Source organism: Sphaerospermopsis sp. LEGE 08334 (genome assembly GCF_015207205.1).
Lineage (GTDB): Bacteria > Cyanobacteriota > Cyanobacteriia > Cyanobacteriales > Nostocaceae > Sphaerospermopsis.
In genome coordinates, this window is record NZ_JADEXH010000022.1 from 34,553 (window position 1) to 56,950 (window position 22,398).

Annotated in this window: 15 protein-coding genes; 11 read left to right on the forward strand and 4 right to left on the reverse strand. The window is 35.1% G+C overall.

The window, feature by feature from the left end; all coding sequences use genetic code 11:
* The first annotated feature begins 25 nt into the window (after positions 1 to 25).
* The 8 genes from IQ237_RS13775 (at position 26) to IQ237_RS13810 (ending at position 11,256) form a co-directional block, all read left to right on the forward strand.
* Entirely contained in the window at positions 26 to 1,204 is a 1,179-nt protein-coding gene (locus IQ237_RS13775) for a 2-isopropylmalate synthase (protein ID WP_194056044.1), read from the forward strand.
* A gap of 296 nt (positions 1,205 to 1,500) precedes the next feature.
* On the forward strand, positions 1,501 to 3,810 hold the full coding sequence (locus IQ237_RS13780) for an ABC transporter ATP-binding protein/permease (protein ID WP_194056046.1): 2,310 nt from the start codon (positions 1,501 to 1,503) through the stop codon (positions 3,808 to 3,810).
* Between the two features lie 343 nt (positions 3,811 to 4,153).
* On the forward strand, positions 4,154 to 4,321 hold the full coding sequence (locus tag IQ237_RS13785; protein WP_096669569.1) for a microviridin/marinostatin family tricyclic proteinase inhibitor: 168 nt from the start codon (positions 4,154 to 4,156) through the stop codon (positions 4,319 to 4,321).
* A 344-nt stretch (positions 4,322 to 4,665) separates the two neighbouring features.
* Positions 4,666 to 5,643: an MvdC family ATP-grasp ribosomal peptide maturase gene (locus IQ237_RS13790; RefSeq protein WP_194056048.1), complete on the forward strand. Its 978-nt coding sequence runs from the start codon at positions 4,666 to 4,668 to the stop codon at positions 5,641 to 5,643.
* Between the two features lie 154 nt (positions 5,644 to 5,797).
* Entirely contained in the window at positions 5,798 to 6,778 is a 981-nt protein-coding gene (locus tag IQ237_RS13795; protein ID WP_194056050.1) for an MvdD family ATP-grasp ribosomal peptide maturase, read from the forward strand.
* Positions 6,779 to 6,936: 158 nt separating this feature from the next.
* Positions 6,937 to 8,748 carry an ABC transporter ATP-binding protein/permease gene (locus IQ237_RS13800; protein ID WP_194056052.1) on the forward strand — a complete coding sequence of 604 codons (1,812 nt, stop codon included), beginning with the start codon at positions 6,937 to 6,939 and terminating at the stop codon, positions 8,746 to 8,748.
* 136 nt (positions 8,749 to 8,884) lie between these two features.
* Entirely contained in the window at positions 8,885 to 10,558 is a 1,674-nt protein-coding gene (locus IQ237_RS13805) for a GUN4 domain-containing protein (RefSeq protein ID WP_194056054.1), read from the forward strand.
* A gap of 188 nt (positions 10,559 to 10,746) precedes the next feature.
* Positions 10,747 to 11,256, forward strand: a complete 510-nt coding sequence (locus tag IQ237_RS13810) for an ureidoglycolate lyase (RefSeq protein ID WP_194056056.1) — start codon at positions 10,747 to 10,749, stop codon at positions 11,254 to 11,256.
* A gap of 97 nt (positions 11,257 to 11,353) precedes the next feature.
* On the opposite strand, the gene IQ237_RS13815 is transcribed toward IQ237_RS13810, so the two are convergent.
* The 3 genes from IQ237_RS13815 to IQ237_RS13825 all read right to left on the reverse strand — a co-directional run bounded on the left by IQ237_RS13815 (position 11,354) and on the right by IQ237_RS13825 (position 15,302).
* Complete coding sequence (locus IQ237_RS13815) at positions 11,354 to 13,234, reverse strand: ABC transporter ATP-binding protein (protein WP_194056058.1); 1,881 nt, start codon at positions 13,232 to 13,234, stop codon at positions 11,354 to 11,356.
* 69 nt (positions 13,235 to 13,303) lie between these two features.
* The gene (gor, locus tag IQ237_RS13820; RefSeq protein WP_194056060.1) at positions 13,304 to 14,656 is read right to left on the reverse strand and encodes a glutathione-disulfide reductase; all 1,353 of its coding nucleotides are present in this window, start codon (positions 14,654 to 14,656) and stop codon (positions 13,304 to 13,306) included.
* 112 nt (positions 14,657 to 14,768) lie between these two features.
* Positions 14,769 to 15,302, reverse strand: a complete 534-nt coding sequence (locus IQ237_RS13825; protein ID WP_194056061.1) for a peroxiredoxin — start codon at positions 15,300 to 15,302, stop codon at positions 14,769 to 14,771.
* Between the two features lie 188 nt (positions 15,303 to 15,490).
* Between IQ237_RS13825 and IQ237_RS13830 the strand changes: the two genes are divergently transcribed.
* Positions 15,491 to 15,928: a Fur family transcriptional regulator gene (locus tag IQ237_RS13830; RefSeq protein WP_194056063.1), complete on the forward strand. Its 438-nt coding sequence runs from the start codon at positions 15,491 to 15,493 to the stop codon at positions 15,926 to 15,928.
* Positions 15,929 to 16,492: 564 nt separating this feature from the next.
* On the opposite strand, the gene hisG is transcribed toward IQ237_RS13830, so the two are convergent.
* Positions 16,493 to 17,125, reverse strand: a complete 633-nt coding sequence (gene hisG / locus IQ237_RS13835; RefSeq protein ID WP_194056065.1) for an ATP phosphoribosyltransferase — start codon at positions 17,123 to 17,125, stop codon at positions 16,493 to 16,495.
* 37 nt (positions 17,126 to 17,162) lie between these two features.
* Here hisG and rppA point away from each other — a divergent pair, with 37 nt between their 5' ends.
* Complete coding sequence (gene rppA / locus IQ237_RS13840) at positions 17,163 to 17,873, forward strand: two-component system response regulator RppA (protein ID WP_228020255.1); 711 nt, start codon at positions 17,163 to 17,165, stop codon at positions 17,871 to 17,873.
* Positions 17,874 to 18,231: 358 nt separating this feature from the next.
* The gene (locus tag IQ237_RS13845) at positions 18,232 to 22,386 is read left to right on the forward strand and encodes a response regulator (RefSeq protein WP_194056067.1); all 4,155 of its coding nucleotides are present in this window, start codon (positions 18,232 to 18,234) and stop codon (positions 22,384 to 22,386) included.
* The last annotated feature ends 12 nt before the right edge of the window (positions 22,387 to 22,398 follow it).

Below are 22,398 nucleotides of genomic sequence, written 5' to 3' on the forward strand. Positions count from 1 at the left end.
TTGAATTTTCAACTGGGATAAAAAAATGTCAAATCTTTCAATCAAAATTTCTGATGAAACCTTGCGGGATGGAGAACAACAAGTAGGTGTATTTTTCTCTTTAGCAACTAAACATAAACTTGCCCATCTCATTGCACAGACAGGAGTCAATGGATTTGCTATTATGCCGAGTGTTTGTGATCAAGAATCAGAGCTTGCACACACATTAATAGCAGATGGATTAACTCATCTAATTACTGCTTCTACGATGATGGGGAAAGAGTACATTGATCAGGCGAAGAATTATGGGGTTAAGCGGATCATTCTCTTCCATGCTGTGAGCGATCGCTTGCTGTTTTTACGCAATCCCCATGTCCGTTTGATGAGCGAATACCAAGGCAAAACCATTGATGACAATATCCCATCTCACATCATCAATAAAATTCGTCAAGATGCTCTTGATGTGATTGTGGAAAATCTGCGCTATGCCACCCAAGTTGCAGGATTAAGGGTAGAATTTGCGGCTGAGGATGCTTCTAGAGCAGATTTCGACTTTTTAGTACAGTGTATCCGTTCATGCAGTCCTTATATTGAACACTTTTTATTGTGTGATACTGTGGGTGTACTCAATCCAGAAAAGAGTTATATCTGGATTCATGATTTACTTCAATGCACTACAGGGGTAGAATTGGGGGTACATTACCACAATGATATGGGGTTAGCTTTAGAAAATACTCTCCAGTCCGTGATGGCGGGAGCAAATATAGTATCAGGAACATTTTGTGGTATAGGAGAGCGAGCCGGAAATGTTGCTCTAGAGCAAGTGTTAAATGGGTTGCGTGTCCGTTTTGGTATTGAAGTTGAGGGTATAAATTATGATGCTATTGAGGTGGTCACCAATTACATTGAGCAAATGGGGATTCGTCCTGCACGCCCCTATTCTCAAACTGCACAAAGTCACCAATCAGGTATTCATGTCAATTCTCTGTTTCGTGATCCCCTGAGCTATGCTATATTTCCCCACAACGATGTAAATATTGTCTTTGGTAAATGGAGCGGAGTCAGTAATTTTCAATATCTCTTTGAAAAACAACTGCAAAATCCTCAAACCAGACAACAGTATGAGAAAATGCGTGCTGTAATTAAATCTTTAGCGATAGAACAAGAACGCTATTTTACAGCTAAGGAAGTTTTAAAACTCTGGAAAGATGGTATCTTTGAATAGTCCATTTTGTAAATTGACCATTAACACTTACCATTAGACACATCCGAAAAAGAATGTAGAGACGTTTCACGGAACGTCTCTAGAAGGGTTTAAAATCACCCATATTTAATTGGACAGGTCTAATAATTAAAGACTCGGGATAATTCCGATTTCATCCTGATCATCAACATAGGAATGTAATGTTATTTGATTTTTGTTAGTCATCAGCCTGGCTTTGACTAACAAATAGATTATACATTTATTAGCCCTTTTGTTCTCTGTTATCTGCTCCATAAGACTCAAATAATTTTTTACAGATGCAAGCTACAACTTTTATTAATAAATCCGCCAACGATAATTCTGCTTCAGGTACTAATCAATTTTGGAAAAATTTCCAAGCGGTTGTCGGTCCATATTGGTATCCTACAGATGCAAATGGTAGAGCATTTTCAGAGGTGATTCGCACTTATGGAATGCTGGCTCTTCTAGTATTATTAATTGTTGTTATGGTAGGTGCAACAGTTTTTAACAGCTTTGTTAACCGCTATTTACTAGATGTTATTACACAAGAAAAGGATTTAGAAAAATTTAGTGAGTTATTATTGCTTTATGGTTTTGCTCTGGTTTTGGTAACAATTTTAGTAGGAATTTCTAAATTTGTTAGAAAAAAAATAGCTCTTGACTGGTATGAATGGCTGAATAGTCAAATTGTCTCAAAATATTTCAATAATCGGGCATATTATAAAATCAATTTTAAATCCGATGTTACTAATCCAGATCAACAAATATCACAAGAAATTGAGCCTTTAACTAAAGATTTTCTCAGCTTTTCAGCTACATTGCTAGAAAAAGTCCTAGAAATGACAGCTTTTTTAATACTGCTCTGGACGCTCTCTAAATTTGTAGCAATTGCTTTAGTTTGCTATACAGTAGTTGGTAATTTAATTGCTATCTACTTGGCACAAGAATTAAACAAAATTAAACAAGAAGAAGTTGAATCAAATGCAGATTATACTTACAGTTTAACTCATGTGCGTAATCATGCCGAATCAATAGCTTTTTTCCAGGGAGAGTCACAGGAATTAAACATTGTTAATCGGAGATTTAATAGGATTGTTCAAAGTGTTAAACGCAAGATTGATTGGGAAAGAAGTCAGGATATTTTTAATCGAGGATATCAGGCGGTTATTCAAATATTTCCATTTATAGTATTTGGACCAATGCAAATTAGAGGAGAAATTGATTTTGGAGAAATTTCCCAATCCGCTTTAGCTTGTAATTTGTTCGCCACAGCGATGGCTGAATTAATCAAAGAATTTGCCACTTCAGGAAAATTTTCTAGTTATATTGATCGTTTATTTGAACTATCGGAGGCGTTAAAAACGGTAACAAAAGAACCAGAAAATGTCAGTACAATTAAGACAAAAGAAGAAAAGCGACTAGCTTTTGAGAATGTTACTTTACAAACTCCCAATTATGAACAGGTAATTGTTGAAGAGTTGACGCTGACTGTTCAACCTGGAGAGGGTTTATTAATTGTTGGTCCGAGTGGTAGGGGTAAAAGTTCTTTGTTGAGGGCGATCGCTGGTTTATGGAATGCAGGAACAGGTCGTCTGGTGCGTCCACCCCTAAAAGATGTATTATTTTTACCTCAACGTCCTTACATTATTTTAGGAACTTTGCGAGAACAGTTACTTTATCCCCATACAACACGGGGAATGAGCGATCGCGAACTGGAAGCAATTTTAAAACAAGTTAATTTGCAAAATTTATTGAGTCGAATAGATGATTTTGATACAGAACTTCCTTGGGAAAATATCCTTTCTTTGGGAGAACAACAACGTTTAGCATTTGCACGTTTATTAGTCACTCGTCCTAGCTTTACTATTTTAGATGAAGCTACAAGTGCTTTAGATTTGAATAATGAAGGTAATTTATATCAACAATTACAAGAAAGCAACACAACCTATATCAGTGTAGGACATCGAGAAAGTCTATTTAGTTATCATAAATGGGTTTTAGAACTTTCACAAGATTCTAGTTGGCGACTGCTATCTGTTGAGGATTATAGACAGCAAAAAGCACAAGAACTTACTACTGATAATTATGCTGAAAATTCTGGTATCACCATAGAAGTTGTACCCAATAATGAACCAGCAAATCAATCAGAAACATTAACAGTTTCTCCTGAAAATAGAGAAATTACCATAGATTTTGTATCTGATAATGAACCTGAAAATCAACCTGAAAATCAAGCAGAAATATTAACAGATGCTTCGGAAAACTCAGAAATTATCATAGATTTTGTATCTGATGATGAACCTGAAAATCAACCTGAAAATCAAGCAGAAATATTAACAGATGCTTCGGAAAATCCAGAAATTATCATAGACTCTGTATCTGATAATGAAACTGAAAATCAACCTGAAACATTAACAGTAGATACAGGTGAAATTGTAGGAATTTCTCATCGAGAAATGCAGGAAATAACTGATTATTCACTGGGTACTGTCAGAAGCAAAGCCAGCAAAGGTCAAACTATTACTGCAAAAGATGGTTTTACCTACTGCTATAATAAGGATTCAAAAGTTTTGAAATGGGTAAGAGTTGAACGCTTGGAGAATTAAGTAAATAATCCTTAACCTTAGCTGACGGCTGAATGCTTACATTAAAAGTAAAAAACGTAATATTCAGAATAATCTTAGGTTAAGGAAATTTAGACCTTTTAGATCCCCCTAAATCCCTTAAAAATGGGGGATTTAGAGGATTATCTACGGCACGCTACGCGAACAAAACCTTTTTCTTTTTACCTCATTTATATTGCTGTATTTACATTGCTTTCTAATCATGAGATTTTCTTAAATATCTTAAATATCTTAAATATCTTAAATGTCCTTGCTTTAAAAAGCATTTACTGATATATCTTTAATGGCTAACATAAAGTTCCTCTCAGGAAAACAGGAATATATTATGACAACAGCAACATTAACAAATATTGAAGCAGTGCCATTTTTCGCTCGCTTTTTGGCAGCAGAAGAAGAACCACCAGAAAACCCACCAACACCACAACCAGAAGAACAGCCATTACCTCCTCCAATATTTACTTTCAAGTGGCCTTCTGATTGCGAAGATTGCTAAATATAGTAAATCTGAAATTGCAGAAATAGCAGCATCAAAAAATTGAAAACTGCTGTTTGTTTCTGAATAAATAGCCAGATATCAAGAATATTTAAGCGATCGCTACTGGTTGAATATCCCCGAATTCTACCCGTTGGACAGCTACTATACAGGTGTCTACAAGAAATCGGGGATTTATAGCAGGTGACAGGTGACAGGTGCTACGCCACGGTGACAGGTGACAGGTGACAGTAGAGATGAGGAGAAATATTTACCTTCTACCTCTTAAATCCTGACTACTAAGCCCTAATGGAAAGAATTTTTTAGCAAACCATAGTTAATCCAATTTAAATTAAAAAGTTTTTATGCACCTGTCTCGTGACATTGTTTTGTTAATTACCCACAGTGGTGATTTTTTCACAATAGATAGAGTGGCTGAAGCATTGTTAAAAAAAGGAGTGCAACCATTTCGCTTAGATACTGATAAGTTTCCCCTGGAAGTACAATTAACAGCACATTTTGATCACAAAAAAATCTATCACACTATAGACTATGGCGGCTATTCTATCAGTACAGAACAGGTGCAAGCGGTCTGGCTGCGGCGAATATGGAAACCAAAACTAAGTGTAGACTTAGCGCCTAAGTTTCGAGAGGCTTGTATAAGAGAATCACAAGCAACCTTGACTGGTTTCTGGGATAGTTTGCGGAAAGCGCATTGGGTAGATAAATTAGACAGTATAAATGCTGCCAATGATAAGTTGCGCCAACTGCGGGTTGCTACTGAGGTAGGTTTTGTCATTCCTCAGACTCTTGTTACTAACAAAGCTGAAGCTGCAAGAGAGTTTTTCCGTCAAGTCAAAGGTAAGATGGTGAGTAAGTTATTAACTCCTTTATCCCAGACTATGGAATCTACTTCTTTCTTTCTTTATACCAGCGTGGTTAAAGAATCAGACTTAGAAAATGCGGAGTCATTGCGTTATTGTCCGATGGTGTTTCAAGAACAAATTCCTAAACAGTGGGAATTGCGGGTGGTGTATGTCAATGGTAAAGTATTTGTTGGTGCGTTAGATGCCAGTGTTTATGAAACATCTAAAGTAGATTGGCGTAAACCTGGTGTTGATGTTGGTGTATGGCAACATTATGAACTTCCTGAACAAGTGCTGCGTCCTTTGCAAATCTTTATGGATAAATTGGGGCTGTTGTTTGGAGCGTTAGATTTTATCGTTACACCATCAGGCGAATATGTATTTTTAGAAATTAACCCCATAGGTGAATGGGGAATGCTAGAAAAAGATTTGGATTTGCCTATTGCTAAGGCGATCGCTGATACTCTACTTTTATAATTACTAACGACAGGTGACAGGTAACAGGTGACAGGTGACAGTGTTAACAGCCTTCTATTGTCTAACTTTTAGTTTTGGTGAATGTCCTCACGCCTTGTCTACGGTTATAATTCCTAATTTAATTAAAAACATATAAAAAACATATTTTTTATTTATGACAATTTTAATAGTCACATATAGCAACGACAATGAAAGTATTCCTTTAGTGATCAAAGCAATTGAAGATCAAGGAGAAAAAGCATTTCGGTTTGACACTGACAGATATCCTACAGAAGTCAAATTAGATATTTATCAAGGTGATACAGAACGGGTAATGATCACTGATGGGGAAAAGCAACTTGATTTGAGTCAAGTTTCTGCGGTTTGGTATCGCAGGATGCGCTATGGGGCAAAAATTCCTAACACAATGGACCAGCAATATAGAGAAGCATCAATTAACGAATCTCGCGCTACTGTTCGAGCTATGATTGCTAGTCTTCCAGGCTTTCATTTTGATTTGATGTTCAATGTAGAACGAACTCATCATAAACAATTACAGCTACAAATAGCACGAAAAATAGGACTGCTTACCCCACGCACTCTGACTACTAATAATCCAGAAGCAGTTAAACAATTTGCCTCTGAATGTCATAAACAAGGTATAGTAACAAAAATGCTTTCTTCCTTTGCTATTTTGGGCGAACAGGGAGAGCAGTATTTTGTGTTTACAAGTCCAGTTAAAGATGAGGATTTGCAGAATCTGGAAGGACTGCGTTTTTGTCCGATGACGTTTCAAGAAAACGTACCCAAGGCGCTAGAGTTGCGAATAACTATTGTAGGACAGCGCGTATTTACAGCAGCAGTAAATTCTCAGAGTTTTCAAGGAGCTACTTATGATTGGCGTAAACAAGGAAGAACATTAAAAGACGCTTGGCAAGCTTATGATTTACCGCCAGATGTTGAGAAAAAACTACTACAATTGATGGCTGAATTTGGTTTAAACTATGGAGCAATTGATATGATTGTCACACCTGATGGAGATTATGTTTTTCTGGAAATTAATCCAGTTGGGGAATTTTTCTGGTTAGAGATATTTGCACCAAATTTTCCAATTTCTCAAGCGATCGCCGAAATTCTCCTCACTGGTAAAAATTAAGTTATGACAGGTGACAGGTGACAGGTGATAGAAAGAAGAAGCAGGGGAGCAGAGGATAACAATTTTAACCCCTTCCTGCACCTTTTCCTACTATTCCGTGTTCCCTATTCCTTAGCCTAACAGATATGATAACTATTCAAACGGACATGATATAAATTATGCAAACTCGTAATGTTACTGATCAAACACCATTTAATCCTGCATTTAATCCTTTTGCTACTGCCATTCAACTTTGGCGGGATTTGAAATTAGTTGCTGGTCCCTATTGGTATCCAACAGAGGCAGGAACAAGAGCATTTTCTGAAGTGATTTATTCATGGGGAATGTTTATTCTGCTGCTCATATTAATTACTTCCGTTGTGGGTATTCATAGTCTCAGTAGCTTCTGGAATCGTTACGTTTTTGATATCGTCATTGAAGAGAAAAACCTAGAAAAGTATCTAGGTACATTATGGATATCTGTTCTATTTATCGTTGTCACTGTACTTTTAGTAGCATTTTCTAAATATATTAGAAAGAAAATAGCTATGGATTGGTACAAGTGGCTAAATAATCATATTTTAACTAAATATTTGAGCAATCAAGCCTATTATAAAATCAATTTTAAGTCTAAAATTACTAATCCAGATCAACGCATAGCCCAAGAAATTGAACCTATTACCATCAATGCGTTGAGATTTTCCACTACTTTTATAGAAAAATTCATGGATATGATTGCTGCTGTCATCATTCTTTGGACTATTTCTTCACAAGTGGCAATTTATCTCATCGTTTATACAATTGTCGGTAATATATTGGCGATTTTTTTAAGTCAAGAATTAGCGAAAATTAATCGAGAAGAACTAGCATTTAAAGCCGATTTTAATTATTGTCTAACTCATGTGAGAAATCATGCGGAATCAATTGCTTTTTTCCAAGGAGAAACCGAAGAATTAAATATTATTAAACGTAGATTTGAGAATGTGCTGAAAAATTCAGAACGGAGGCTAAATTGGGAAAGAGGGCAAGATATTTTTAACAGTGCTTATCAGTCAGCAATTAGTTTATTTTCTATGTTTACGCTGACACCTTTATTTATTCAAGATCAAATTAATTATGGAGAAATTAGCCAAGCTACATTTTGTAGTTTTATGTTTTCCAATGCTTTAGGTGTATTAATAGCTGAATTTGGTAACTCCGGCAGATTTTCGAGTTATGTCCAAAGGTTAGCGGAATTTTCAGATGCGTTAGCATCGGTAAGCAAAAAACCTGAGAATATGGGTACTTTTGGTACTATTAAAGTCCTAGAAGAACGCCGTTTAGGGTTTGAGGATTTTACTTTAAAAACACCCAATTATGAACAAGTGATAGTTGAAGATTTATCATTATCTGTTCCCCCAGGAGAAGGGTTATTAATAGTTGGTGCTAGTGGTAGGGGTAAAAGTTCTTTGTTAAGAGCGATCGCAGGTTTGTGGAATGCAGGAAGTGGTAGGTTGGTTAGACCTGCATTAAAGGAAATGTTATTTCTTCCCCAACGTCCTTATATAATTTTAGGAACTCTGCGTCAACAACTACTTTATCCGCATCCAGATCGGGAAATGAGCGATCGCCAACTAGAAGAAATTCTCCATCAAGTGAATTTACAAAATCTGCTCACCCGCGTCAAGAGTTTTGATACAGAAGTTGCTTGGGAGAATATTTTATCATTAGGAGAACAGCAACGTTTAGCTTTTGCTAGATTATTAATTTCTTTGCCTAGCTTTACTATTTTAGATGAAGCGACCAGTGCTTTAGATTTAAAAAACGAAGAAAATTTATATTCTCAATTACAAGCTACAAACACAACTTTTATTAGTGTGGGACATCGAGAAAGTCTGTTTGCTTATCATCAATGGGTACTAGAACTTACAGAAGATAATCATTGGCAACTCTTACCAATTGCAGATTATAAGCACAAAAAATCAATTTCTCTCACTACTTCATCAAGATAATATAGTTGATTTAATTCCAATGAAACACAAACTGGAATAATCAAACTCTTGTGGTGCGGGCATCTTGCCCGCTAAATGTCTAATTTATCTCTTTGGAAACTGCTGTAAATTTGGAAAATAACTGAAAATCAAACTTATGCTCACCCAAAAGCCAAAACAATTTATTAATTATAAAAGCATCAAAATTTATGAAAGAACCTATCAATTACCAGTTCTAAAAAATCCTGCTGTAAAAACACTACAAAAGAAAATTCGTGAACGTCAAAAATTAATTAAAGAAGGTGTTCGTTATCATTATATTGCTGGAATAATTAAACGTAAAACAGCAATTACTCAAGGGGAAATTTTAACAGAAATTCAATTATTTATCATAGACTATAATCAGATTATTGATTTTCTGGAAAATTATCAGGAAAGTTATCAGGTTTTTTTGTTAACTTTAATGGATAATTTAAAGAAATTATTTCAAGCAAAATATTTAGAAATCAGAAATCTCGAAGATGCCAGAAGTAAATTAGAATTAAAAAACCAACAAAATCCGCGAATCCTAAATGAACTCAGATGGGAGAAAAAAGAAAATTTTAAAGCTGTTATCATTTTGAGTAATGCTTATTTATTAACTTTAGAGAAAATTAAATTAATTAGTGAAGGTATTAGTAAACTGGCGGAAGACACTAAGAATCAAAGACAAATTGTACAACAAATAGTTAAAGATTTAGCAGTATATCAAGAAATTTACGAGTATCAACAAAAAGCTTATAAAATTCGTCAAGAAATAGCTAAACTTGCCCATAATGCCATTAATTTTGAAGATTCTATTCAAGATTACTTTAGTCCCTTTCAATCTTTAATAGATGAAGTGATGAAAGTAGATGAATATTTTTATGCAACTGTGGGAGATATTAAAAGTCTAGGGGAAAATATTTTAAATTATCAATCCAATTTATTTACAACCGAAGAAAATGAAACCTTTTCTCAAACTTTTCTTGATTTTATGGTAAAAAGTTATGAGAAAAATTCTCGATTAAAAGATGTTTTAATTCAATCTCAATTATTAAATTGGCAAAGCCCAAATTTTGATACCAGTGAAAATGGCTTATTCTTGGGTCAAGGTATTGATTTAATCTCAAATTATATATCTCAACAAATATCTCAACAAATCCAAACTCTAGACAAAGCAGAAGTAAATCTTGTCTCTAAATCATCTCTAGTTACGACTCAAAAGACAGAATTAATGGAAGTAGCGGAAGTAGCGAATAATCAGATTAGTTCTCAACCAGAATTTTTGATAAATCAAAATATTGAATATACAAAATTGCGGGATCTGCTGGCAGAAAATAAATGGCAAGAAGCAGATATTGAAACTGCTAAATTAATGCTTCAAGTTATGCAAAAAAATTATTGGAATGAAGTTTATCAAGAAGATATTGAGAACTTTCCTTGTCAAGACCTGCATATTATTGATCGACTGTGGGAACAATACAGTTATGGTTATTTTGGTTTTAAAATTCAACAAACAATCTGGAGTGAAATGGGTGGTCAAATAGACTATGAAACAGAAAAGAAATTAGGTGATCGCCTGGGTTGGCGCAAAGATGGAAAATGGTTAGATTATGAAGATTTAACTTTTCAATTATCTCCAATGACACCGATGGGACACCTACCAGCTAAATGGTTACACTATGAACCAAACAACCTCAAATTATCCTCATCATCATCTACAGAAAACCAGTCAATGGCAGCTTGGCGGGTAAAATCTTGGTTAATTTGGCAGATGCACTTATTCTTTTCTCGTGTCAAAATTTGTTAAATAAAAACAAGGTTCGATTATTCCTAAATCAATAATTCCTCATCAACTAGACTGGTAACTGTTAATATTATTTACCAATATATTATCAATCTTGTGGGGTGGGTATCCTGCCCGCCCATAGTGTACTTCACTCACATAAAATAAACTAGAATTTATATAAGATAAATAGGATTTTTGCAGGATTTTTTATGACTACATCTTCAACATTAAAACAATTAAAAGCAGAATTGATCACACCAGAAAACTTCCAACCCTATGGACAGGTAATATTTGCAAGTAAAGATGGTAAAAGTTTCGATTCCGAAGACGCACAATTAAACTTACAAAACGGTATTCCGCGTTTTTATATTATGCGTTTGCATAATAAAGGAACAAAGTTTCATAAAATTACCCGTCATGCCCAATGTACTCAATGTTTAGGTTCTTTAGAAGGAAAAGACTGGTTTATGGCAGTTTGTCCACCCAAAAACGACATTAATGAACCTATATTAGAAAAACTCGCCGCTTTTCGGATTCCGGGAAATTGTTTTATTAAATTAGAAGTAGGAACTTGGCACGCTGGACCATATTTTGATCATGATTTTGTAGACTTTTATAATTTAGAATTAAGTGATACGAATGTAGTAGATCATTTCACCCATGATTTTCTCAAAAGTCATCAGTTAGAATTTGAAATGGTTTCAACAATTGACAATTAACAATGGATAATTGACAATTTCCTCAGTAGAAAAAATTTTCTCTTTTCTTCTTAAATTGTCAATTATCAATTATCAATTATCAATTATCAATTACCGTCTAAGTTCCCAACATTTGTAAATTATGCAAAGTTGAATAAAGTCCACCTTGGGCTATTAATTGTTCATGACTTCCCTGTTCAATTAATTCTCCCCGCTTCAATACAAAAATTCGGTCTACATTCCTAATAGTTGACAAACGGTGAGCAATAATAATTGCCGTGCGTTTGATTAAAAGTTGATTTAATGCTTGTTGAATTAACGCTTCTGTTCCCACATCTAAATTAGCTGTAGCTTCATCTAATACCAAAATTTGCGGGTTACGAATAGCAGCACGGGCAAAGGCTAAAAGCTGTTTTTCTCCACTAGAAATATTTGTTCCTCTTTCTCTTAATTGGGTATCATATCCTTGAGGTAATTGCTGAATAAAATCAGCAACATTCGTTTTTTGTGCTGCTTGTTCAATTTCTTCAAAGGTGTAACTATCCCCTAAAGTAATATTACTTTTCACATCACCAGCAAACAAAAAAGCCTCTTGCAAAATTACCGCCATATAACGCCGCAGTTCTGCTTGTGGTATCTCCCGAATATCAATACCATCAATCAAAATACGTCCTTTTGTGGGTTCATAAAGCCGACATAACAGCCGGATAATTGAACTTTTACCCGCCCCAGTGGGTCCGACTAAAGCTATTTTTTCCCCTGGATAAATGATAAAGTCTAGATTTTTAATTACATAATCATCCTCTTTGTAAGCAAACCAGACATTTTCAAATTTAATTTCTCCTAATTCTGGTGCAGTGTTAAAATTCTGTGCTTCTAAATCCCTAATTATTTCATCTATATAACCAAATTGATTATCTAAAATTGATAACCGAGGGTTACTTTTATCTTTGATTTCTATTGGCTCATCTAAAATATTAATAACTCTTTCAATAGCAGTAAAACCAGATTGAATAGTTGTAAATTTCTCAGCAAAGTTTTGCAGAGGAAAAAATAATTTTTGCCCATATAAAACAAATGCAGATAAAATACCAAAGCTGAGATTATCACTTAAAATTAGTAAACTACCTACCCACAATACACCAGCAATAGCAATTAAACTAACCCATTCTAAAGTAGCGGAAACAGAAGAATCATACCAAATGCTAGTATCAACTTCTGCAACATATTTTTTATTCGTCTCTCTAAATAATTCTGCGTTAAATTTTTCTCGGCGAAATAACTGTACTACATTTACACCAACAATATTTTCTTGTAGTTGTGAATTGAGTTTTGATAGTTCTTCTCTAGTTTTATAGTTGGCTTGACGATATTGTTTTTGAAAGTAAATAATTAAGCAGGAAATTGGTAGCAATATAAGTAGTAATAGAATCGCTAGTTGCCATTGGATAGAAAACATAAAACCAATAATTAGCAACATAGAAAATAAATCAGCAAAAATTCCGACAGCACCAGTAGCAAAGACATCTCCTAAACTTTCAACATCGCTGGTTAGTCTAGTAATTAGTTTACCTACAGGTGTGCGATCAAAATATTTAACTGCTAATGATGTCACATGATGAAATAAGTCTTTACGAATTTCTGCTGTTATTTTCTGTCCTAATTTCTGTACTAAATAACCCTGATATCCTGTAAGCAATAACTTGATAATAATTGTAATCAAGAATAATCCTTGAATGATAGTTAAACCTTCATATAAAGAACGATTTTTGATAAATTCGTAAACACTGGGTTCTTGACGAATTAAAGATATTGCTTGTCCAATTAATAACGGTTGAACAGAGTTAGCAATACCAAGAGGTATGAGCAAAAACATTGATACTGCTAATAAACCTACGCTACGGCGACTATAAGGTAATAAACGCAAAAATAACCGCCAGTCATTTTGATTTTGGCGGGATTTTTCTGGAGATTTCTTTTTATTTGGATAGATGCTCATGTTATCAATTATCAGCTATCAGCTATTAATTATTAATTATCAGTTATCAGTGATAACTGACAACTGACATTATCTCATGGTAACAAACTCTTCCGCTGAACTCGGATGAATACCGACGGTAGCATCAAAGTTAGCTTTGGTTGCACCCATTTTAATGGCGATCGCCACTCCTTGAATAATTTCTGCCGCATTTGTTCCCACCATGTGCGCCCCTAATACCTTATCAGTATTTTGATCAACCACTAATTTCATCATGGTTTTTTCTTCTTTACCCGCTAAAGTATAGTACATGGGACGGAAACGAGAGCGATAAATTTTTACTGCATCACCATATTTTTCTCGCGCTTCGGCTTCAGTTAAACCCACTGTAGCCGCTTCTGGTGTGGTAAAAATAGCAGTAGGCACATTTTCATAACTCATGGTGCGAGACTTACCACCAAACACCGTATCAGCAAAAGCTCTACCTTCATTAATTGCCACAGGTGTTAAATTAATATTATCCGTACAATCTCCCACTGCATAAATATTTTCTTCATCTGTGCGGCTATATTTATCAACTACAATTGCCCCATTTTTCAGTTGAATTTTAGTATTTTCTAAACCCAAGTTTTGAGTATTTGGTTTTCTTCCTAACGCTGCTAAACTCACCGCATCCACAACAACAGTATCCTCAGACTCGCCATCTTTGCGAACTTTGACTTTGATTCCTTCTGCGTCTTTTTCAAAGCCAATTATTTGAGTATGATTGAGAATTTTTACCCCGTGGTTGATCATTCCTTGTTGAATTTCACTTCGCAAATCATCATCAAACCCACGCAAAATCATATCCGCACGAGTGATCTGAGTAACTTCTGTTCCCAGTCCATTCATGATACAAGCAAATTCTGAACCAATATAACCACCACCTAAAATTACCATTCTTTTTGGTTGTGTTTTCAGGTGAAAAATCTCATCAGATGTAATAGCATTTTCAATTCCAGGAATATCCGGTTTTGTTGGCTTTCCACCCACAGCAATTAATATTTTATCGGCTGTAACTGTTCTTTCACCTACTACAATTGTATGATTATCAACTAATTTTCCATATCCTTGTAAAATCTCAACTTGGGAATTATCCAGCATTCTTTGATAAATTCCATTCAGACGATCTACCTCATTATTAACTGCGGTAATCATCTTTTCCCAATCTAGAGAACTTTTAACAGCACTCCAACCATAGCCTACAGCATCAGTAAATAGTTCGGGAAAATGAGAAGCATAAACCATGAGTTTTTTAGGCACACAACCACGGTTTACACAAGTTCCACCCAGTCTATCAAACTCGGCAATTCCTACTTTCGCACCATATTCCGCTGCTCTTCTTGCAGTCGCAATACCACCAGAACCAGCACCAATTACAAATAAGTCAAATTCGTAGGTCATATCAATTTTAGATTTTAGATTTTGGATTTTAGTTATTAGTCATTAGTTATTAGTGATTAGTCATTAGTTATTAGTTATTTTTACCAATCACCAATCACCAATCACCAATATCCTATTTCACACTTTTGAGGTAATTTAACATGGTGTCTGCATCTGACACTTCAAAAGGATCGGTGGGACAATTATCGCTGTAACCAGGCTCAACAAACATTTTTTCAATTTTACGGTCATTTACTACCATTGAGTAGCGCCAAGACCGCATTCCAAAACCTAAGTTAGCTTTATCTACTAACATTCCCATTTTACGAGTAAATTCGCCATTGCCATCGGGTAACAAGAAAACATTGTTCGCACCTTGTTGTTTACCCCATTGGAACATCACAAAGGCATCATTTACAGATATACAAATTATTTCATCAACTCCCAAAGCTTTAAATTCGTTATAGAGTGCTTCGTAGCGGGGTAGGTGGGAGGTGGAACAAGTGGGAGTAAACGCACCAGGTAATGAGAATACTACTACACGCTTACCAGCAAACAGTTCTTCAGTGGTGCGATCTTGCCAACGGAAGGGGTTGGGTCCACCAATGGACTCATCACGAACACGGGTTTTAAAAACAACGCTAGGAACAGTTTCGATTACAGCCATGTTGACCTCTTGATGTTTTGATGTGTGAAATTGTGTTTGCTTTTTGTCTCTATCTCAGAATAATTCTGATTTAATAAAAATTCAATAGTTATAAATACTTAATTTTTATAAAAAGTAACATATACTATTAATTCATTAATGTGCTAAACTATAATTAGGGTTAAATCTCTATAAATACGGCAATAGTTATGCAGGAAGAAGCAAACGCAATTATTCAAACCTTAAAATCCAAGGGTTTGCGGGTGACACCTCAGCGGTTTGCGGTCTATGCAAATTTGTTATCTCGCACAGATCACCCCACAGTTGAGCAGTTATTAACTGATTTAAATAAAGATTTTCCAGTTTCATCCCAGGCCACTATCTATAGTTCTCTGCAAGCACTCAGAGAAGTGGGACTTGTCAGGGAAGTATTATTACAAGAGGGGGTATCTCGTTATGATGCTAATGTTCAACCCCATCATCACTTTTGCTGTCAGTCGTGCGGTGCTATTGAAGATATAGCTTGGGATACATTTCAATGTATCGAGCTAAAAAATCTCCGTCCTGGTTTGCAGGGAAAAACCTACGAGGTTATAGTTCAGGGAGTATGCGATCGCTGTCATGATGAGGTGACAGGTGACAGGTGACAGGTGACAGGTGACAGGTGACAGGTGACAGGTGACAGAAGGCAAGATAAGACCTTTGTTATTCTTAGATTTTCAGGACTAATCATGTCCTCATCTCAATGGCTACAACCATCATAACTATTGACTAATGACCAATGACTAATGACTAAAACTGTGATTTCCATCACAAGATTACTGCCACTGCTATCACGACCGCATATTGATGATTCTCACAAGCAACAGATTAAGTCAATCACTCCTAAGATATACATTTCAGGGGATATTAAGTTTATGAAGTTCAGGGATCACTACGTTCCCTGTTCCCCGTTAAGAGTTCCCTCGAACCAGTTGTTAAATTAGCATAACAAGTACGGTAGAGCTATAAATTTAAATAAATTTCGACATCATCAAATACTGCTCTAAATTCAATCATTGAACAGTTAGCATCAGAGCAATTGATAATTACCTCTCCCTGAAAGGAAGAGGACTGAAAAAGTGGGATTTTTGGTTTTTACCCCTAGAAATGGGGAGATTTTTAACCTTGAATCAAACAATTGTCAATTGTCAATTGTCAATTGTCAATTATCAATTATTAACTCTTAGCTGTTCCACCACTTTGTGTAAATCACCCATATTCAAACGATAGCTCAAAGGATGGACAATTAACCTCGCTGTACTTTCATACAAAGTCGCAATTTCCACTAAACCATTTTCCCGCAAAGTTCGTCCTGTAGAAACTATATCAACAATAGCTTCAGACATACCCGTAATTGGTCCTAGTTCCACCGAACCATACAAAGGAACTATTTCTACCGGCAAATCTAGACTTTGAAAATACTCCCGCGCACAATTGACATATTTAGAAGCAACTCGACCATGAGCAGGTAAATCTAAAGGAGATTTGTAAGAACTAGAAGCTTTTACCGCCACAGACATCCGACAATAACCAAATTGCAAATCAACTAATTGTCCAACCTGCGGTTTTTTCTCTCGTAGCACATCATAACCCACAATACCCAATTGCGCCTGACCATATTCCACATAAACAGGTACATCTTGCGCTCGTACTAACAGCCCTTTAGCTTGTCCACTAGCATCAGGAATTTGTAGTTGGCGGTTTCCAGCATCTAAAAAACCACTAAAGTCCAATCCCGCAGATTGCAGCAAGCGGATGCTATTTTTAAGTAATTCCCCTTTTGGTAGTGCGACAGTCAGCATTATTTTTTTTGATATCTTTGTCTTTGCGGTTCATTATATGACTACTACTAGCAGCATGAGAATTTTATTAGTTGATGATGAAGTCGAACTCACAGATCCCTTGAGTCGCATCTTAACTCGTGAAGGTTATACAGTGGATGCTACTTATGATGGCACAAGTGGCAGACAACTGGCACAAACTAAAACCTATGACTTATTAATTTTAGATTGGATGTTGCCAGGAAAAACAGGCTTAGAAATTTGTCAAGAATTACGCACTCAAGGTAAAATTACCCCCGTACTATTTCTCACCGCCAAAGATACCTTAGATGATCGGGTGCAAGGTTTAGATGCAGGTGCAGATGATTATTTAGTTAAACCCTTTGAACTGCGGGAGTTACTAGCAAGAGTCCGTGCTTTGTTACGTCGTTCTGGTTTTGATGCTTACAGTACCACAGTCGGACGCTTAGTAGTAGCTGATTTAGAACTGGATGTAGAAAATCAGATAGCCTATCGTCAAGGGAGAATAATTGATCTATCGCAAAAAGAAAGCCATCTACTCAAATATTTTATGGAAAATGCAGGACAGTTACTTACACACAGCCAAATTATGCAACATTTGTGGACTGATGACGAACAACCAGAAAGTAATGTTATTGCTGCCTTAATTCGCCTGTTACGTCGTAAGATTGAGATAGGTGGAGAATCTGCACTAATTCACACCGTTTATGGTAAAGGGTATCGTTTCGGATCTACGGCGATCGAATAATACAAAACTTAACCATAATTTTTCTTGTAAGAATTACTAATTTGGTATATTTTTCTATATCAAAATAAATAGTTTGGATAAATTAAACTTATATGAAGTATCTGTGTATTGCCAAACACATTGCAGTTATTTAAAGTCCAAGTGGTTACTTAATCATTAATGAATAGGTTTGGCTGCAACCAACTCAACTATAAAATACTCAAGAAAGCAGATCAAAATTACAGCAGTTTCGACGTAAATGAGGTACAAATTTACACAACAAAGTCTGACACCAACAGGATTTATAAGCTGATAGCTGAAAGCTACTATACATCTGAAAAATCCTGAATTTAAAATCTTAACAACAGATTTAACTAATATGCGGATATTCAAAAAAATATTAAAATTCCCAGGAATATCACTCAAGCGAAAACAAAGTTTGCTGCTGTCATTGTTAATTATTGCTGGTTATCTGGGTAACTATTTTAAAGTCACACTCTTTTTTGGGGTGGACTTTCTTTTTGGTAGTATAGCTGTTTTACTCATCGTAGCTCTTTATGGAAATTTCTGGGGTACTATTGCCGCTATCATCAGTAGCAGTTATACCTACATACTATGGACTCATCCCTATGCAATGGTAATTTTTACTTGTGAAGCACTATTTGTAGGATTATTTTTACGTAGAAAAAACCAAAATATACTTTTACTAGATGGCCTTTACTGGATTGTTTTAGGTATGCCTCTAGTGTTTCTATTTTATGGTGGGGCATTAAAAGTTAGTTTTATAGGTACATTGTTAATTTTGGTGAAACAAGCTGTTAATGGTTTTTTTAATGCTTTGATTTGCAGTTTACTAATCAACTATTTACCACTGCAAAAATGGTTAGAAAAGAAAGATTATAAACATACAATTTCTTGGCAACAATACCTGTTTACTTTATTAGTTGCATTTGTATTCTTTCCAGTTTTATTCATTAATGTCAATAGTGCTATCCGTTCTGCTAAAAACATTGAATTAGAAGTTGCAAAAGATTTAAATTCTTTATCATTTGTTATAAGAAATAATATATATTTATGGGAAGAAAACCATTTAGAAATTTTAAAAAATATTAGTAACAATATTAGTCAAATTCCATCTCGAAACTTGGAAAATAATAATAGTAATATTTCGCAGATTATAGAAAATACTCAAACAATATTTCCTCAGCTCAGTAAAATTTATGTAGTTAATAACTTAGGTAATGTGATTACAGAATACCCCACAAATTCAGAGAGATCCCCAAATATATCCCACAGAGATGATTTTCAAAGAATGAAAATAAATTCAGCTTTAGTGACTAATGATATATCAGATTTTGCTACAGATTTTAAAAAACATGATTATCTGACATTAGGTATACCAATTATTAAATATACTAAATTTATTGGTGCAGTTTTTGGTGAGATCCAACTGGAACAACTAAGTCAATTAATAAAAAAGATCAATCTCAGTCAAGAATTTACTGTGACGCTGATAGATGAGAAAAATCGGATAATTGCCAATAGTTCAGGAGCAGAAAATATCCTCAAAAATTTTGATATTTACCAAAATAAAAAAATCACAAAGCTCAGTGATAATGTTGTTCATTTACTATCAAACTCATCTGATATTCCAGCGATTAAGAGGTGGGATACATCTGTTTATGTCCATAGAATTAATTTAGATAAAAACTTACCCCTGAAATTAGTTATTGAAACACAAACAAAACCCAAAATTAATTATATTCGTGAGATTTACATCAAAAATCTATCAATCATGTTAGTCACGGCGATAATGGCTTTGATAGCTGCTATTATCTTGAGCAGGAAATTAGTACAACCTTTATTAAGATTAACTCAAGTTACCACAGATTTACCCGAAAAAATTCTAGCACAAGAAGATGTTATCTTTCATAATAGTGCAATTGCAGAAATAGACTCCCTGAGTGGGAATTTTCAATCTATGGTTTTGGCACTGAAGCAGATGTTTGAAGAAATTAGAAGTTCCAATAATCAGCTTGAAGAACGGGTAGAAATACGCACTCAAGAACTATCGCAAATTAATAATGAACTAGCATCAGAAGTTGTGCGACGAAAAAAGGTTGAAAAAACCTTACGTGAGCGTGAAGAACGTTATGAGTTAGCAATTTCCGGCACAAACGATGGTATTTGGGATTGGAACTTAATCACCAACGAAGTTTATTTTTCACCTGCATGGATGAGAATTTTAGGATATGAGAAAGAACAATTACCTCATACTTATTCTACCTGGGCTGACAATGTGCATCCAGATGAACTACATAAAGTAATTGGTGATATTGATGATCATCTAGAAGGAAAAACCGAACTTTATCAAAATACCCATCGCATTCAACATCACAATGGTAATTATATTTGGATAGCTGCCAAAGGAAAATGTCTTCGTGATGAAATGGGTAATCCTTATCGGTTAGTAGGAACAATTACAGATATTACCGAGAAAAAAATAGCAGAAGAACAACTCAAATTAGCTAAAGAAGAAGCGGAAATTGCCAACCGCACAAAAAGCGAATTTCTCGCCACCATGAGTCACGAAATTCGCACCCCAATGAATGCAGTAATTGGCATGACAGGATTATTATTAGACACACAACTAACACCACAACAGCAAGAATTTGTAGAAATTATCCGTAATAGTGGTGATTCGATGCTAACTATAATTAACGATATTCTTGATTTTTCCAAAATAGAATCTGGGAACTTAGAAATTGAAGAGCAAGTTTTTAACCTAAGAAATTGTATTGAAGAATCACTAGATTTAGTAGCACCTAAAGCCACTGAAAAAGGCTTAGAAATTGCTTACCTGATGGATACACAAACATCTGAATTTATTACCGGAGATGTTACCCGTTTAAGGCAAGTATTAGTCAACTTACTGAGTAACGCAATTAAGTTTACTAATTCTGGTGAAGTTAGTCTTTCTGTTACTAGTCAGGTGAAAAATCCCTCAGATGCAGAAATTAATTTGCAACCAAACCGTCAGTTACAGGAAATTTTACATGAAATTAAATTTAGCATCAAAGACACAGGAATAGGTATTCCTAAAGATAAAATGTATAAACTTTTTAAACCATTTAGTCAGGTTGATGCTTCCACAACTCGTCATTATGGTGGTACAGGTTTAGGATTAGTAATTAGTAAGCGACTAACTGAACTCATGGGCGGAGAAATGTGGGTTGAAAGTACAGTTGGTAAAGGCTCTAATTTTACGTTTACTATTGTCACTACATTTGTAAATGATGCAGATTATAGAGACAATTATCAAAACCAAGAATTAATTGCTAATAAACGAGTGCTAATAGTTGACGATAATATCATCAATCGCCAAGCATTGATGTTACAATGTCAGTCTGTAGGTATGATATATGTGCTAGCAGAATCTGGTAAAGAAGCACTCAAATATCTTCAGCAACAAAAAGTTGATATTGCTATTTTAGATATGCAAATGCCAGAAATGGATGGTTGTACTCTGGCACATGAAATTCGCCAACTTCCTAATTGCCAGCAATTACCTCTAGTGATGTTAACATCAATTAGTAAGTCCCAAATTCAGGAAAATTTGCAAAAATTCAATTTAGAGTTGGATGCATCTCTGACTAAACCCATTAAAAAATCCCATCTTGTGAATATTCTCATTAATATCTTTAGTTATCAGGTTGTGAACAATAAAGAAAATGTTCAACATCTGAAACCATCGAAGTTTGATTCTCAGATGGCTGAAAAGAGACCATTAAAAATTCTGGTAGCTGAAGATAATGTAGTTAATCAGAAAGTTGCTGTAAATATTTTACAACGTTTGGGATATCGTGCTGATGTGGTAGCCAATGGTTTAGAAGTGTTAACGGCTTTGCGAAGACAGCCCTATGATGTGGTATTAATGGATTTACAAATGCCAGAAATGGATGGATTGACGGCAACTCGGCAAATTTGTCAGGAATGGCCAATATCTTCTCGTCCTTGGATCATTGCCATGACTGCTAATGCTATGCCAGGAGATCGGGAAAAATGCCTGGCAGCGGGGATGAATGACTACACTACAAAACCAATTAGAATTGATGATTTAACAAACGCTTTACGTAATTGTCAAAAACAAGGTGTGAGTAATATTGAAATTGTTGAAAATATGCCTAATAATATACTTGATGCTTCGGCTTTAAAAGAACTGAAAGACATTATTTGCAATAATGACTCAGAACAATTTATAGAAATAATACAATGTTATTTGGAGGATACGCCTCAGCGTTTGCAGTCGATTCAGGATGCTATTACTCAAGGAGATGCAAAAACACTACAATTAGAAGCTCATGCTCTCAAATCTAGTAGTGCTATTGTCGGTGCTAAGACTTTATCTGAATTTTGTAAAGATTTAGAAGATTCTGGTCGTAATAAAAACTTAGTAGAAGCCCCATCAAAATTATCCAAAGCAATGACAGAATATCAAAGAGTTGAAGCAGCTTTACAGCTAGAATGTAAGTAATAGGCAAGAGGC